We start from the raw sequence: 15,122 nt of genomic DNA on the forward strand, positions 1-15,122 counted from the left end.
ACCCCCCCACCGCTCCTGTGTTACCCGCCCCCTTCCCACCCCCCTCGGTCCCACCCCCCCCCCCACCCCCCACGACGCAAGCGCCCCTTCCCGCCGCGTGCTCAGCGCGGTTGCCACTCCGAGTTCGCTCCGCAAAGGACGACGCAGGGCAGCTCGCCCGGCACGTCTCCTCTGACGAACGCGGCGAAGGCCGCGGCGCCCGCCGGTTCCACCGCCAGGCGGAAGTCCGCCCACAGGCGGTCGCGTGCCGCCAGGATGTCCTCATCGGACACCAGGACGGACGAGACGTGGTGCTGTTGCAGGATTTCCAGCGGCAGGTCGCCTGCGCGCGTGGCGCCCAGTGCGTCAGCGGCAACGGAGTTGACCTCCGAGTCGACCGGTGAACCCGCCTGCAGGGCGTTGTGCAGGGCGCAGCAGTGCTCGGGTTCCACGGCGATGATGTGACGGCCTTCTGAAGCCAGTGCCGCGCCCGCGATCAGGCCGCCGCCGCCCACCGCGATGGCGATCGTGTCCACCTCGGGCACGTCCTCGACGATCTCCCGCGTGACCGTCGACTGGCCCTCGATCACCTTCGGGTCGTTGTACGCCTCGACATAGGGAAGACCGAGCTCACGGGCGGCAAGGGCGGCTTCGGCATAGGTGTTGCCGTGGCGGATCAGCTTGGCGCCCAGGGCTTCGATGCGCCTGGTCTTGGTCTCCGGGGCGGTCACCGGGACGAGGACCGTGGCGTGTGCGCCCAGCAGCTGGGCGGCTTGGGCCACCGCGATGCCGTGGTTGCCGCCGGACGCGGTGACCACCTCGGAGACGTCCAGCGACAGGAGCTTGTTGACCGCGCCGCGGATCTTGAAGGAGCCGGTCAGCTGGAGGTGCTCCAGTTTGAGCACGAGGGGGCGGCCGTCGACCGTCACGTGCATGGTGGGAGTGCGGCGGACGTACTGCGACAGCGGGTTCATGACACCAGTTTCCACACGAACTGGACCAGCGTGACGATGCCCAGCAGGAAGCAGACCAGGACGAAGGTGCCGCCGACCATCACGATCAGGCAGGCGCCCCAGGACGTTTCCTCGTGCGGGGTGGCGTCGAGCTCGCGCTGGAGTTCGATGCGGGCTTCCAGGTAGAGGGAGGTGAGGCGGGTTCTGGCGGTTTCGGTGGGGGCCTCGTCCACCCGGCCCTGCCAGCACAGGGCGATCAGGCGGGTCTGGGCTCTGCGGTAGGCGCGTTCGAACGCTTCGGTCTCGGCCGGGTCGCGTTCGTCGGAGAGGTAGGCCCAGCGGCCTGCCTGGGCCGGCTGGCCCAGTGTGCGGTAGACCTCGGCGAGGCGTTCGCGGAGATCGAGCCGGTGCGGGTAGGTGCCGACCAGTCCGGCGATGCGCTGACGTGCGCGAAGCACGCTCGCGAGGTCGCCCCGGCGCAACTCCTCGGCCGCTTTGTGGAGCGTCAGCTCTACCGGCATGAAGATTAGTTTTGCAGGTAGGGCTAGCTTTGACCTGTGTTTGGCCTATCGCTGCTGGTCTCGGGCCTCGCCTGGTGGCTGGGGCTGTACCTGCTCGCCCGCGATCCGCGCAAGCCGCTGTTGTGGTGGGCCGGTGCCGGGCTGCTGGGCTATTCGGCGGCGGTCGTCGTGCCTCATCCCGTGTTGCTCGGCGTACCCGCGCTGGCCTGGACGGGCGCGATCCTGTTGCTCTCGCGGGCCGAGTTGATCAGGTGGTGGTCGGTCGGGTTGCCGGTGTTCTTCGCGGCTTCCTTCTGGGTGCCGTGGATCGTGCTGCTCCCTTTGGCCGCATCGGTGGTCGTAGTCATAAGGAAACGCACTTACTTTTCACTCGTCGGAGTGATGTTCGGGCTGTCGGCTGCCGCCTTCCTGCTGCAACTTCTGCCACACGCGATCACGTTGCCGTCGATCGGCTTCGACCTGGTGGTGTTCGGAGTGCTGGTGGCGGTGACGGACGCCGTCGAGGAAGGCGAGGCGATCCGGGCGGACATGCTGCGGTCGTTCGTGATCGCGGGCTTCACGGCGGTGTTGTTCGGATCGCAGGTGCTCGTGTTCGGCGGGCCGCAGCTGCTCGCCTACACGACGGTCGCGGCGGCCATCGCGGTGCAGGTCCTGGCGAACCCGCTGGCGGCCGCGGTGGACCGGCTCGCGGTGCCCGCGGTGGCGGCGCAGCGAGCCGAGCTGCGGGAGGCGGCGGAGGCGTTGCCGAAGCGGCGGCCGTTGGTCACCGAGGACGAGGCGGAGTTCGCGCGGCTGACGCGGAAGGCGTTGAGCCACTACGGCGATCTCGGGAAGCTGGTCGCGAGTCCGTTGATCGCTTTGACCGAGGAGGCGCCGCCGCTTGACCGGGCCGCGCAGCTGAAAAGCATGCTGCTGACCAGCATTCAACGGCTCAAGCCCGCGGACGGCGATTTCGGCACGAGCGACGAATGGCGTTACTACAACGCCCTGTACTTCTACTACGTCAAGGGAATCCGGCCGTACTCGGTGCGGACCAAGCGCGAGGACCTCGACGCGGAGGACCGGCGCGCGCTGCAGTGGTTCGTGTCACAGGTGCCCGAGCGGACCCTCCACAACTGGCAGAACGCCGCCGCGCGCCTGGTCGCGGCGGACCTGATGGCAGGAGTTGGCAGCGCTTGACGTGGTTCTGGCAGCGCTGGACCGGCGATGGTCGGGCCATGTTGAAATTCGCCTTGAAACTCGACGGTGTCGCTTCGTTCCTGCTCGGTCTGCTGACCGTGCTGATTCGCCCGGAGGTCGGCATGCCGACGGGCTGGCAGATCGGGCTCGGCCTTTTCTGCGTCGTTTACGGCGTGCTCGTCTTCGCGCTGGGCACCCGAGAAATGCCGGACCGCCGAATTGTGCTGTTGGTCGTCATCGGCAACCTGGCGTGGGCCCTCGACAGCATTCTCACGGCCGAGCTGAAGTGGTTCCCGCTCACCGGCGCGGGGGTCGCACTGGTGCTCGCGCAGGGGCTCGCCGTGCTCGGGTTCGCGGTCCTGCAGTTCATCGGCCTCAGGAGCGCAACGTCCGCGAGCGGCCGCGGAACTCCGCCACGGTCTCCGTCCCTCGCCTGACCGTGATGTCGTAGATCCCGCTGCGGCCGAACCGGGTCCGTTCCACCGCCTCCGCCACCAGCTCGTCGCCCTCGTGCACGGGCCGGATGAAGTCGATCTCGGCCCCGGCGGCGACGGTGACGGACCCGGCCCTGTTGCAGGCGTACGCGAACGCCGTGTCGGCGAGCAGGAAGACGTACCCGCCGTGCGCGATGCCGTGGCCGTTGATCATGTTCTCGGTCACCGTCATGCGCAACAACGCGTAACCGTCGCGCAGCTCGACCGGCTCGATGCCGAGCGCGGTGGAGGCCTTGTCGGCGGCCAGCATCTCAGCGGAACCATCATTCATTCGTGGCAGCGTAATCACTCTGGCGGTGGTGTCACGCGACGTCAGGCCAGCCCTACTGTCCGAGTGCTTGATCGCTCAACGTCGGAGGTGGTCACCATGGGTGGATGTTCTTGCTGCGGCGGTTGCACGGGTCCCGGTTGCGGGTGCTGCAGCAGCTGCTAGCAGGCCTGGACGAGCAAACGGAGGCCGGTGCGGGGACGGAAGATCCCGCACCGGCCTTCGCCTGTGCCGGGCGGGCCGGCCGATGTGTGGCGCGGGCAGGGACGCGGGGCGCGTCGCATCCCCACCCACGTGCGAGGAGGTGCTCCCACTCAGAGCACCTGCTCAATCACGGTAAGTGGCCTAGACCACAGCGTCAATGGGTCTAGACCTTTCTTGTCCGCAGGACAGTGGAACAATTCGGCGGGTGCGTGGAGCAACTGGAATCGGATCGCTGCCCGGAACCGACATCGACGAGGCGGCGAGGGTTGTCGTCGGCGAGCTGCCGGAGCTGCCGCACGTGCCGGAGCTGCCTGCGCGCGGCGTCGGCGCGGACGTGATCGGCCGCACCGCCGGCCTGCTCGTCGATCTGGCCATCGAGGTCATCACGTCCGGCTACCGGGTGACCGCGCGGCCGGGGCGTGACCACCGCCGTGCGGTCGACCTCCTCAGGGGTGACCTGGACGCGTTCGACGAGGCGCTGGAACGGGCGGGTGCGCAGCCGGAGACGGTCAAGGTGCAGGCCGCTGGGCCGTGGACGTTGATGTCGAACATCGAGCTGATGCGCGGCCATCGGGTGCTCACGGACCACGGTGCGGCGAAGGAGTTCTCCGAGTCGCTGGCCGAGGGGTTGAAGCAGCACGCCGCCGAGGTCGCCAAGCGCACCAGGGCGAAGGTGGTCGTGCAGCTGGACGAACCGGGGCTGCCGGCCGTGCTGCAGGGGCTGCTGCCGACGCCGTCGAAGCTCGGGACCGTGCCCGCCGTGCCCGAACCGGAGGCCCGCGCGGTGCTCGCGACCGTGATCGACGCGCTGAAGGACCACGAGGTGCTGGTGCACTGCTGCGCGCCGCAGCCGCCGTTGACGCTGCTCAGGGAGGCGGGTGCGCAAGCGGTTGCGTTCGACGTGACCCTGATCAAGGGTGCAGAGGCCCTCGACGAGATCGGTGAGACCTGGGAGGCGGGCACGACGCTGGCGCTGGGCCTGGTGCCGAGCGTGGATCCCGGCACGCCCGTGACGTTGAAGGACGTCGGGCAGCGGGCGTTCACGCTGGTCGACCGGCTGGGTTTCCCCCGGTCGATCCTCGCCGAGAAGGCGCTGCCGACTCCGACGTGCGGGCTTGCGGGCGCGACGGCCGGTTGGGTCAAGCGCGCGCTGTCGTTGACCCGTGATCTGTCCTCGGCCTTCGTGGAACCGCCTGAGGGCTGGTGATGTCCGGTTTGGGCGGCTAGTCTGCTGCGAACTATTAGGAAACTTTCTTAACCGTAGGTCGTCCGCCGAGGCCTGGACCGGGAGTTCCTCTCATGCGCATCAGACGTGCGGCCCTCGTCGCCGCAGTGCTGTCCGGTGTGGTCGTGGCGCCTGCTCAGGCGGCCCCGGCCGAACACATCAGGCTGGACCAGATCGGTTTCGGCACCGCCGAGGCGAAGCAGGCGTACGTGCTCGGCGGCGCCGCGAACACCAAGTTCACCGTTGTCGACAGCCGCGGCAGGACCGTGCTGACCGGGAAGACCGGTACCTCGACGGGATCGTGGAGCACGAAGTTCCCCGCCGTGCACCCGATCGACTTCTCGGCGCTGAAGACCGCGGGGACGTACCGGATCAAGGTCGGCTCGGCGACCTCGCCGGCGTTCCGGATCGACGCGCTGACCAAGCTGTTCCAGCCGGTCGCCGACTACACCGTCGAGTTCTTCCAGGCCCAGCGGGACGGCGCTCAGGTGATCCCGGGGCGGCTCGGCCGCAAGCCCGCGCACCTCACCGACCGCGACGCGATGGTCTACGAGGAGCCGGTGTTCTCCGGCGAGGGCGGCGACGAGATCGCGGCGCCGTTGAAGGCCACCGGGGTGAAGGTCGACCTCGAAGGCGGCTGGTTCGACGCGGGTGACTTCGTGAAGTTCACCCACGCCTCGTCGTACTCCACCGCGTCGATGCTGCTGGCGTTGCGCGACAAGCACAACGACGCGTTGTACGAGGAGGCCGAGTTCGGACTCAGGTGGCTCGACAAGGCGTGGGACGAGCGGACCGGCACCCTCTACGCCCAGGTCGGCATCGGCACCGGCTCCGAGCGGTTCGGCTTCGTCGGCGACCACGACGTGTGGCGCCTGCCCGAGGCCGACGACGAGCTCGACGTGAAGCCGGGCGACAGCCGGTACTACATCAAGTACCGGCCGGTGTTCCGGGCGAACAAGGCCGGCGAGAAGATCAGCCCGAACCTGGTCGGGCGCGTCGCCGGCTCGTTCGCGCTGGCCGCGCAGATCGAGGCCCGCCGCAACCCGCGCCTCGCCTGCGCCTACCTGGAGAAGGCCGCGTCGTTGTTCGCGCTGGCCAAGACCTCGGACGTCGGCGAGCTCGTGACGGCGTTCCCGCACGCCTACTACCCCGAGTCGTCGTGGACCGACGACCTGGAGTTCGGCGCGACCCAGCTCGCGCTGGCCGCGAAGGCGTTGAACGACAAGCGTTTCGGTCAGTTCGCGCGTGCCGCCACCCACTGGGCCAAGGAGTTCCTGGCCACGAACGACCCCGACACGCTGAACGTCTACAACATCTCCGCGCTCGGTCACGCCGACCTCGCGAAGCTGCTCGAGGACGGCGTGCCCGGTGCCGAGGTGACCGAGGCGCAGATCATCGGCGACATCGGGCGCCAGCTGCGCAAGGGCGCCGACGCGGCTCAGCACTCGCCGTTCCGCACCGCCGCCAACGTCGAGACCTGGGACGTCGGCTCGCGCACGTTCGGTTTCATCACGACCGCCGCGCTGTACCGGAAGCTCACCGGTGACAGGAAGTACGAGACGTTCGGCACGCAGCAGCGCGGCTTCGCGCTCGGCACCAACGCATGGGGCACCTCGTTGATCGTCGGCGTCGGCTCGAAGTTCCCCCAGTGCCCGCACCACCAGGTGGCGAACCTCTCCGGCTCGACCAACGGCGGCTCGAAGGTGCTGGTCGGCGCCGTGATCAACGGCCCGAACGACGCCACCCTGTTCTCCGATCTCGGTGAGATGCCGGCCGGTTCGGTGAACTGCACCAAGCCCTACACCAAGGAGTTCGACTCGGCGAAGTCCGTGTTCGCCGACGACCTGAGGTCCTGGCCGAGCTCCGAGCCCGCCGTCGACTTCACGGCGACGGGCGTGCTCGGCTTCTCGCTGATCGCGAACGGCTGAGTGGCGGCGGCGCGGGCCTGGGTGTCCAATTCGGACTTGTGCTCAGGCTCGCGCTGGTGTTCCTGCTGGTGATGGCCGGTACGGCCCAGGCCCTGCCGCGCGATGCCTCCTGCCGAGTTCCCGGCGTGCACGACCCGGACGTGATCCGTGCCGTGCACACCGCCGGCCTGTCGTTGGGCGTGAGCGACAAGGTGATGCTCGCCGGGTTCGAGGCAGGGTGGGTCGAGTCGCACATGAACAACCTGGCCTGCGGTGACGCGGACTCGCTCGGCGTCTTCCAGCAGCGGCCGTCGATGGGCTGGGGCACGCCCGAGCAGATCATGGACGTGTCGTACGCCGCGCACCGGTTCTTCGAGCGCGCGGTGAAGCTGGACCGGCCGGATCTCACGCCGGGGCTGCTCGCCGACGAGGTGCAGCGGTCGTGCTGCCCGGAGCGGTACGACCTCGCGGTGGGCCGGGCCTCGTTTCTTCTGCGCCAGGCCTGGCAGGGCGGCCCCGAGGTCGTCGGCGGTGCCGTGTACGTGGTGGAGGACGGTGACGTCTGGGTTGATCGCACGCGGTTGAGCACGTCCGGTGACTTCGTCGGGCGTCCCTCGGTGGCCGGGCGGTTCGTGTTCGCGCGGACTTCTCGCGGTGACGTCGTGGCGTTGGCCGACGGGGTGTGGCGGCCGGTCTGGTCCGGTGTGGGCGGCGACCCCGAGGCCGTGTTGCGTCCCGATGGGACGGTCGCCCTCTACGCGGTGCTGGCCGACGGCAGCGTGGCGAAATTGTCAGACCCTCCTGCGATGATTGGGATGGGGGGTGCATCCCCCCAGGGGGCCGGCCAATCGGGATCGATTCCGCTGAGCCCGCGCGGATTCGCCGCCGGCAAGCCGTCCGTGATCGTCCAGCCCGACGGGGCCGCGGCCGTGTACGTCAGGTCCGGCAGTGCGCTCGTGGTCAGCGCGCCCGGCGGGTGGCGGGAGATCGCCCGAGGCCTCGACGCCTCACCCGAGGTGGTGCTCCGCCCAGACGGGACGGTCGGCGTCTTCACCCTGGTCAACGGTCGCCCGCACCGCCTCGCCACGACCTGGGAACCGTTGGGTGACAGCCGTTTCATCGACACCGTGTCCGCCCAGCCCGACGGCACGGTGTACGCGCGGAAGGCCGACGGCACGGTGCTCAAAGTCGGTTGAACGGCTCCGCGTAGCGGAACGGCCCCGCCGGCACGTCGGCGAACAACCGGGCCTGGAAGTGCGGCGCCCACCCGGGAACCGGCGGCGTGATCCCGAACTCCTCGGCGAGCCGGAACCCGAACCGCGAGTAGTACCCCGGGTCGCCCAGCAGGACGACCGCACGCTCACCCCGTGCCTCCGCCGCCCCGAGAACCGAGTGCATCAACGCCTTCCCGATGCCGGCCCGCTGGTGGTCCGGGTGCACGCTGATCGGCCCGAGTCCCAGAGCCGGAACGTCCCCGACATGTCCGCGCGTGCACACGACGTGCCCGAGAACGCCATCCGCCACCAGCGACAACTCCGGAATCCACCCGGAGTCCTCCCGCAGCCGGTCGATCAGCTGGGCTTCCGGCCCGTTCCTGAACGCGAGGTTCGTGACGTCGCGGATGGCCTCGACGTCTGCTGGTGTTTCCCGGCGAATCAGCACGACCTCGCACTGTGGCCAACCGCGTCGGCGAGCGCCACCCGATTTCCGCCGCCATAATCCGCGGCGTGGTCGTGAGACAGACCGTGATGGTGTGCGTACTCGCCGTGCTGGCCTACGGCGTGCTGTGGTGGCTGCTCAGCGACAAGGAGGAACCCGAGCCGAAAGCGCCGGAAGCCCTGTTCCTCACCGACTACTCGAAGGCCGCGAAGGGCAGCTGCGTGAAGTTCAACGGGCCCGGCGAGGACGACCTGGGCCTCACGGTCATCGACTGCGGGGGCGAACGGGCCGCCCTGAAGATCGGCGCGGTCCTCGCCAGCACGTCCGGCGAATGCCCGCGCGGCGACTTCAAGGTGTTGCGCGACACCAGGCACAACGCGGCGCTGTGCCTGCTGCCCAACGCCCGGAGGGGTGACTGCTTCGAGCTCGACACCGCCGACCTGCAGCGGTCCGTGGTGTCCAAGTTCGACTGTGCGGCGCCGCGGGTGAACGTGCAGGTCGTCGGCACGGCGAAAGAAAGTTGTCCCGAAGAGGCCGAGCTCGGTGTTCCCTATGAGGAGATGACGCTCTGCCTGAGGAGGGTGCGTTGATCTTCTTCGAAGGTCCCGCCGAGTTCGACGCCTGGTTGCACGAGAACGGTTCCAGCGAGACCGAGCTGTGGATCAAGTTCGCCAAGAAGGCCTCGGGACTCAAGACGATCACCTACGACGAGGCGCTGGACGTCGCGTTGTGCCACGGGTGGATCGACGGTCTCGTGCGGTCCATCGACGAGACCTACTACTCGCAGCGGTGGACGCCGCGCAAGCCGCGCAGCAAGTGGTCCAAGCGCAACTGCGCCAAGGTGGAGGAGCTGATCGCGGCGGGGAAGATGCTGCCGGCGGGGCTCGCCGAGATCGAGAAGGCGAAGGCGGACGGGCGCTGGGAGGCGGCCTACGCGGGTCCTGCCACGATCGAGGTGCCCGACGACCTCAAGGCGGCGCTCAAGGCCAACCCCAAGGCCGAATCCGCGTTCGAAGGTCTGAACAGCCAGAACCGGTACGCGATCCTGTTGCGCATCCACGACGCGAAACGCGCGGAGACGCGGCAGAAGCGCATCGCGCAGTTCGTCGACATGCTGGCCGAGGGGCGCAAGCTCTACGCTTGAGCGAATGAAGTGGTTCCGCCGCCGCAAGACCGAAGAAGTCGTCCCCGTGCACGTGCCGAACGCCGAGGAAGCCGCCCAGCGCTTCTGGGAGCGGTGGTTCGAGCTGGTGCCGGTGGTGAGCTCCGCGCTCGGCGACGGTGAACCGCACCGCGTGGAGGACGAGCTGACGGCCCTCGTCCGCGATCTGCACCCGGACCTGGTGTTCTCGCTCGAGCAGGGCCACCTGGCCATGTACGCGCTGGTGATCACCGGCCAGGAGGACCCGAGGCTGCGGCCGTACACCGACGCGTGGATCAAGGCCGCGCCGCCGTCGGACATGGTGTGGGAGTTCCACGACTCGGTGCCGCCGGTGCCGGACCCGACCGAGGTCGTCGTCAACCTCGGCGAGGTCAGGATGCGGCTCGGCGACTACCGCGTCGTGGCCCAGGTGGACGGTGACGTCGTGGACGTCGCGGTCTACCACCCGGCCCTGTCCGAGCTGTCCGAGCAGCAGCGGCAGACGATGACGTTCCTGCCGCTGGACGTCACGCTCGGCGAACGGCTGGCGGGGGAGCGGTTGCGGCGCGTGGAGACCGCGCAGCTGGAACCGGAGGGCACGATCAGCCTGCTGGAGCTGCGTTCGCTCGTCCGGACGCTCGCCCAGGACGCCTGAACGAGCTGCCGAGGTACCCGATCGCGAGCCCCGCCAAGGGCCCGAGCAGCAGCCCGAGCTGATACCTGATCGCCGCGTCGCTCACGCTCATCTGCAGCTCGAACAGCGTGCCGTGGGGCACGGACGGATCGGGGTTCGCCCACTCCAGGTCGACCTGACCGGGCAGCAGCACCATCGTGGCGATGGTCAGCGTGGCGAGCAGCAGGGCCGCGGTTCCACCCGCGCACAGACCGGCGATGGCGCCCTGCCTCGCCGCCAGGACACCGGCCGCCAGCAGCGCGGCGGGTGCCAGCACGGCCGGCACGAACGCGTGCGAGGTGTTCCCGACCGGCATGAAGGCGTACACGGCCAACGCCGCCGCGAGACCGCATGCGGTGCCGATGAGCAACGTCCCGGGTTCGACGGCCATCCGCTGCGACGTCAGCCTCAGCAGCGCGACGGCGTACCCGCCGACCAGCCCGATCATCAGCACCCCGCCGATCACGGCGCCGCTGCGCATGTCGGCTTCCCAGCTGGCCTGGTTGAACGCCGTGAAGTGGTCGAAGCGGCTGCCCGCGTACCGCGACAACCCCGTGAGCGCCGCCAGCAGCGCGTAGATCGAGACGTACCCGGCCACACGGACGGTCCTGGCCGTGCGGTTGGGCGCCACCGGTCCCAGCACCAGCGGCAGCACCGCCAGAACGAGCACCAGGACGATCACGGCCGCCCGGTCGAAGGGCACGGCGGGGTTCGCGGAACCGGCGTGCCAGCCGAGCCACACCAGCACCGCACCGACCGTGAGGGACGGCAGCGAATACCCGGCAGAGCGCATCACATCAGCCTCCCCGAGTGTTCTCGCGCTGGTGAGCCGACTCGTTACTACGCTGTCGGGCGTGACCAGCGAGAGCCTTGAAGACGTCCCGGCCGAGGTGCGCGAGCGGCATGCCGTGCTCGCGGAAGAGGTGCGCTCGCACCAGTTCCGCTACTACGTGCTGGACGATCCGACCGTCACCGACGGTGAGTTCGACGCGCTGCTCAAGTCGCTGGAGGCACTGGAGGCCGAGCATCCGGGGCTCGCCACGCCGGACTCGCCGACGCAGCTCGTCGGCGGCACGTTCTCGACCGAGTTCAAGGCCGTCGACCACCTGGAGCGGATGCTCAGCCTGGACAACGTCTTCACCCAGGACGAGCTGACGGCGTGGTTCGAGCGCGTGCAGAAGGACATCGGCGAGGGCACGCACTTCCTGTGCGAGCTGAAGATCGACGGCCTGGCGATCAACCTGCTGTACGAGAAGGGGCGGTTGACGCGCGCGCTGACCCGTGGCGACGGCCGCACCGGCGAGGACGTCACGCTGAACGTCCGCACGATCGCGGACGTTCCCGTGGTGTTGGAGGGCTCGGACGAGTACCCGGTGCCGGACCTGGTCGAGGTGCGCGGCGAGGTCTTCTTCGCGGTCGAGGACTTCCTCGCGTTGAACGCCTCGCTGGTCGAGCAGGGCAAGCCGCCGTTCGCGAACCCGCGCAACACGGCCGCGGGCTCGTTGCGGCAGAAGGACCCGAAGGTCACCGCGTCGCGCAAGCTGCGGATGATCTGCCACGGCATCGGCAAGACCGGGGGTTTCGAGGTCGCCCGCCAGTCGCTCGCGTACGAGGCGCTGAGGTCGTGGGGGCTGCCGGTTTCCCAGCACACCAAGGTGCTCACCGACCCGGCTGCCGTCCGCCAGCACGTCGAGTACTGGGGCGAGCACCGGCACGACGCGGTCCACGAGATCGACGGCGTGGTGATCAAGGTCGACGAGGTGTCGCTGCAACGGCGTCTGGGCACCACGTCGCGTGCGCCGCGGTGGGCCATCGCGTACAAGTACCCGCCGGAAGAGGCGACCACGACGTTGCTGGACATCCAGGTCCAGGTGGGCCGCACCGGCCGCGTCACGCCGTTCGCGCTGATGGAACCGGTGAAGGTGGCGGGGTCCACGGTCGCGCGGGCCACGCTGCACAACGCGTCCGAGGTGAAGCGCAAGGGCGTGCTGATCGGCGACCGCATCGTCATCCGCAAGGCGGGCGACGTGATCCCCGAGGTGCTGGGCCCGGTGCTGGCCGCACGGCCGGACGACGCGCGCGAGTTCGTCATGCCGACGCGGTGCCCGGAGTGCAACGCCGAGCTGCGCCCCATGAAGGAGAGCGATGTCGACATCCGCTGTCCCAACGCGGAGACGTGCCCCGGCCAGCTGCGTGAACGCCTGGCGTACCTGGCTTCCCGCAACGCGCTGGACATCGAGGGGCTGGGCGACGAGGCGGCCGCCGCGATCACCGAGTCCACGGTGTACACGAACGAGGCCGACCTGTTCGACCTCGACGCCGACGCGCTGCGGCAGATCGAGCGGTTCACGACCAAGGACGGCGAGCTGTCGGCGAACGCGCTGAAGCTGCTGACCAACCTCGAAACCGCCAAGTCGCGTCCTCTGTGGAGGGTTCTGGTCGCCCTGTCGATCCGGCACGTCGGACCGACCGCCGCCCGTGCGCTGGCCCTCCAGTTCGGCTCGATGGACGCGATCCTCGAAGCCGAAGAGGAGGTGCTGGCGAGCGCGGAGGGTGTGGGCCCCACGATCGCGGCGGCCGTGGTCGAGTGGCGCGAAACCGAGTGGCGTCAACGGGTGGTCGAACGCTGGCGGGCCGCGGGCGTGCGGATGGAGGACGAGCGCGACACGTCGATCACGCGCAACCTCGAAGGCCTGTCCATCGTGGTCACCGGTTCGCTGACGGAGTTCTCCCGCGACTCGGCCAAGGAGGCCGTCCTGGCCAGGGGTGGCAAGGCGGCCGGCTCGGTCTCCAGGAAAACCGCTTTCGTGGTCGTCGGCGACTCGCCAGGATCCAAGTACGACAAGGCCATCTCGCTCAAGGTCCCCGTCCTCGACGAGGCGGGCTTCCGCGTCCTGCTGGAGCAGGGCCCGGACGCGGCGAGGGAGGTGGCCGTCATCGGGGAAGAGGGTGCAGATGGCTGACCTGATCATCCGGCCGGCTCGCGAAGCCGATCTGCCGGCGGTGGGTGCGATCACCGTCGAGGCGTACCGGGCCGACGGGTACGTGGGCGAGCACGACGACTACGCCAGGAAGCTGGCGGACTCGACGTCCCGGTTCCGCGACGCCGAGATCCTCGTCGCCGCGGACGACTCCGGCGCCGTGCTCGGCTCCGTGACGGTCGTGCACCCCGGCACGCCGTACGCCGAGATCTCCCGGCCGGGTGAGCTGGAGTTCCGCATGCTCTCGGTCACCGCCGCGGCACGCGGGCGGGGCGTGGGCGAGGCCCTGGTGCGCGCGGTCATCGACCGGGCACGTGCCGCCGGACTCGACCGGGTCGTGCTGTCGTCGTCGGAGAAGATGCTGGCGGCGCACCGGTTGTACGAGCGGCTGGGGTTCACCCGGCTGCCGGAACGGGACTGGACGCCGTTGCCCGGTGTCCAGCTCATGGCGTACGCGTACGGGATGCCGCTCTGAGCAACCCCGCTGGTGCCGTGGGCGTCCTGCTGCCAGGACGAGCCGCAGGAGGGAGGTCGCCGCTGTGGTGCCCGAGCGCTGACCCGGGCGACGTCGCGTGGAATTCGCCTCTTGCGCGATTGGGCTGAGTGGCTCATTTTCGCGGTCCTGGTTTCGATATGTTCGTCTTGTTGCTGGGGGCGCGAATGGGGGTTCGCGAGGGGTGGGTGCGGTAGGGAGGTCTGCATTCGTTCGGTCTCCTCGTCTCCGTGGGCGTCTTCGTCGTTGACGAAAGGACTCGGAGTGAGACGCAAGGCTGTTCTCGGTTTGGTTTTGTTCACGTCAGCCACTTTGATGATCGGGTGCTGTCGACGCGTCGGCGGATCCGCGAGAAATCAGCGCACGTGATCGTCGTGAGATCGCTGATGTGTCGCAGATCTATTTGCAGCACCGCGCGGACAAGGTGACCTTGGTGCCGCGGGTCAAGGGGTTCGGCATCAGGATGACGGATCAGCTCACCGCAGATCTCGAAGAGGAGGTCGCCGAACTCGCTGACCGTCGCGAGGATTACCGCGAGATGTTCGGCGGGTACGCCTACGCGCGGGTCGCCACGACGCTCGGTCAGGTGGAGCCGGGAGCCGACGGCAGGAGTGTTGTCGCGAACGTCAGGGAGAAGACGCTTCTGCGGTATCAGTTGCCAGAGGCGGGTGGTCCTGAGTCTTCAGGTCACGAGCTCGGGCACCGGCTCACGCTGAGGCGCGTGGACGGCAATTGGGTTCTCTCCCGGGCCGAGGCCCTGCTCGGCAGTGGTCCTGCGCCGGCGACGCAGATGAGGAAGGTGCTGCCGCGAGGTCATGGCGACGGCCTACAACTACCAGGCCATGGTCAACTACGCGTACCAGTACGCGAACAACCCGAACCCGCGGTATCGCACCTATGGCCAGGACTGCACGAACTTCCTCTCGCAGATCATGGCGGCGGGCGGCTGGCAGCCTGTCGACGGTGACCGCACGAACAACGGCGCCTGGTATTACGGTGAATGGTTGTGGACGACGACGTACACGTGGGCAGGCGCGGAGAACTGGTACTGGTTTGCGTTCCAGCGAACGGCCAGAACGCGTTTGCTTGCGAACGTGTGGGATCTCCGCATCGCAGATGTTCTGCAAGCGGACTGGGATCCGGGAGCTGGAAAACGGTATTGACCACTCCATGTTCGTGACGAAGTACCAGGGTGGTGAGCCGCAATTGACCTACCACACCGGAAACAGGGTCGACGTCAAGCTGAGCGAGTTGTTGCGGAACAATCCCGGAGCCAACTGGTACCCCCATCGCACCTGATTTTCCGGTAGTTTGAACGCATGATGAAGGTCGGAATTGACGTGGGGGGGGGGGGGGGCCCCGCCCCGCCCGGCCGGGGTGGCGGTGTCGCCCGGGGCCGGGGTCCCGGCGCTGCCCCGGCCCACGGCCGGTGGGTGCCCGGTCAC

General features: G+C 68.9%; 16 protein-coding genes. 11 read left to right on the forward strand and 5 right to left on the reverse strand.

Translation table 11 applies throughout. The features are described 5' to 3' along the window. Positions 1-101: 101 nt before the first annotated feature. On the reverse strand, positions 102-953 hold the full coding sequence (locus ABZV40_RS44805; protein ID WP_355456154.1) for a serine/threonine dehydratase: 852 nt from the start codon (positions 951-953) through the stop codon (positions 102-104). Then, positions 950-1,453: a DUF6584 family protein gene (locus tag ABZV40_RS44810; protein ID WP_355456156.1), complete on the reverse strand. Its 504-nt coding sequence runs from the start codon at positions 1,451-1,453 to the stop codon at positions 950-952. The genes ABZV40_RS44805 and ABZV40_RS44810 overlap by 4 nt, the downstream gene beginning before the upstream one ends. A 36-nt stretch (positions 1,454-1,489) precedes the next feature. Here ABZV40_RS44810 and ABZV40_RS44815 point away from each other — a divergent pair, with 36 nt between their 5' ends. Together ABZV40_RS44815 and ABZV40_RS44820 are read left to right on the forward strand one after the other, a co-directional pair. After that, positions 1,490-2,632 carry a hypothetical protein gene (locus ABZV40_RS44815; RefSeq protein WP_355456158.1) on the forward strand — a complete coding sequence of 381 codons (1,143 nt, stop codon included), beginning with the start codon at positions 1,490-1,492 and terminating at the stop codon, positions 2,630-2,632. Between the two features lie 38 nt (positions 2,633-2,670). Further along, positions 2,671-3,069, forward strand: coding sequence for a hypothetical protein (locus ABZV40_RS44820; protein WP_355456160.1), 399 nt, complete (start codon positions 2,671-2,673; stop codon positions 3,067-3,069). Here ABZV40_RS44820 and paaI read toward each other — a convergent pair. Further along, a complete protein-coding gene (paaI, locus tag ABZV40_RS44825) occupies positions 3,008-3,397 on the reverse strand; it encodes a hydroxyphenylacetyl-CoA thioesterase PaaI (protein WP_355456162.1) in 390 nt (129 codons plus the stop codon). The genes ABZV40_RS44820 and paaI overlap by 62 nt on opposite strands. Before the next feature lie 406 nt (positions 3,398-3,803). On the opposite strand from paaI, the gene ABZV40_RS44830 reads away from it, so the two are divergent. The 3 genes from ABZV40_RS44830 to ABZV40_RS44840 all read left to right on the forward strand — a co-directional run bounded on the left by ABZV40_RS44830 (position 3,804) and on the right by ABZV40_RS44840 (position 7,926). Further along, positions 3,804-4,805 (forward strand): methionine synthase, encoded by a 1,002-nt coding sequence (locus ABZV40_RS44830; protein WP_355456164.1) that lies wholly within the window; start codon positions 3,804-3,806, stop codon positions 4,803-4,805. 92 nt (positions 4,806-4,897) lie between these two features. Beyond that, positions 4,898-6,751 carry a glycoside hydrolase family 9 protein gene (locus ABZV40_RS44835; RefSeq protein ID WP_355456166.1) on the forward strand — a complete coding sequence of 618 codons (1,854 nt, stop codon included), beginning with the start codon at positions 4,898-4,900 and terminating at the stop codon, positions 6,749-6,751. A 38-nt stretch (positions 6,752-6,789) separates the two neighbouring features. Then, a complete protein-coding gene (locus tag ABZV40_RS44840; RefSeq protein ID WP_355456168.1) occupies positions 6,790-7,926 on the forward strand; it encodes a hypothetical protein in 1,137 nt (378 codons plus the stop codon). Here ABZV40_RS44840 and ABZV40_RS44845 read toward each other — a convergent pair. Then, the gene (locus tag ABZV40_RS44845; protein WP_355456170.1) at positions 7,913-8,392 is read right to left on the reverse strand and encodes an N-acetyltransferase; all 480 of its coding nucleotides are present in this window, start codon (positions 8,390-8,392) and stop codon (positions 7,913-7,915) included. The genes ABZV40_RS44840 and ABZV40_RS44845 overlap by 14 nt on opposite strands. A gap of 65 nt (positions 8,393-8,457) precedes the next feature. Between ABZV40_RS44845 and ABZV40_RS44850 the strand changes: the two genes are divergently transcribed. The 3 genes from ABZV40_RS44850 to ABZV40_RS44860 are packed head-to-tail and all read left to right on the forward strand — an operon-like array spanning position 8,458 to position 10,185. Then, a complete protein-coding gene (locus tag ABZV40_RS44850) occupies positions 8,458-8,979 on the forward strand; it encodes a hypothetical protein (protein WP_355456171.1) in 522 nt (173 codons plus the stop codon). Next, complete coding sequence (locus ABZV40_RS44855; RefSeq protein WP_355456173.1) at positions 8,976-9,533, forward strand: YdeI/OmpD-associated family protein; 558 nt, start codon at positions 8,976-8,978, stop codon at positions 9,531-9,533. The genes ABZV40_RS44850 and ABZV40_RS44855 overlap by 4 nt, the downstream gene beginning before the upstream one ends. A 4-nt stretch (positions 9,534-9,537) precedes the next feature. Further along, the gene (locus ABZV40_RS44860) at positions 9,538-10,185 is read left to right on the forward strand and encodes a hypothetical protein (RefSeq protein WP_355456175.1); all 648 of its coding nucleotides are present in this window, start codon (positions 9,538-9,540) and stop codon (positions 10,183-10,185) included. Here ABZV40_RS44860 and ABZV40_RS44865 read toward each other — a convergent pair. Continuing rightward, complete coding sequence (locus tag ABZV40_RS44865; protein WP_355456177.1) at positions 10,133-10,996, reverse strand: hypothetical protein; 864 nt, start codon at positions 10,994-10,996, stop codon at positions 10,133-10,135. The two genes, ABZV40_RS44860 and ABZV40_RS44865, sit on opposite strands and share 53 nt — an antisense overlap. A 28-nt stretch (positions 10,997-11,024) precedes the next feature. Between ABZV40_RS44865 and ligA the strand changes: the two genes are divergently transcribed. The 3 genes from ligA (at position 11,025) to ABZV40_RS44880 (ending at position 14,840) form a co-directional block, all read left to right on the forward strand. Beyond that, positions 11,025-13,166, forward strand: coding sequence for an NAD-dependent DNA ligase LigA (gene ligA / locus ABZV40_RS44870; RefSeq protein ID WP_355456182.1), 2,142 nt, complete (start codon positions 11,025-11,027; stop codon positions 13,164-13,166). Next, positions 13,159-13,659 (forward strand): GNAT family N-acetyltransferase, encoded by a 501-nt coding sequence (locus ABZV40_RS44875; RefSeq protein ID WP_355456179.1) that lies wholly within the window; start codon positions 13,159-13,161, stop codon positions 13,657-13,659. Before ligA ends, ABZV40_RS44875 begins: the two co-directional genes overlap by 8 nt. 833 nt (positions 13,660-14,492) lie before the next feature. Continuing rightward, positions 14,493-14,840, forward strand: a complete 348-nt coding sequence (locus ABZV40_RS44880; protein WP_355456181.1) for an amidase domain-containing protein — start codon at positions 14,493-14,495, stop codon at positions 14,838-14,840. Positions 14,841-15,122 lie beyond the last annotated feature (282 nt).

Origin of the sequence: Lentzea sp. NPDC004782, from assembly GCF_040609115.1 — a bacterium.
Classification (GTDB): domain Bacteria; phylum Actinomycetota; class Actinomycetes; order Mycobacteriales; family Pseudonocardiaceae; genus Lentzea.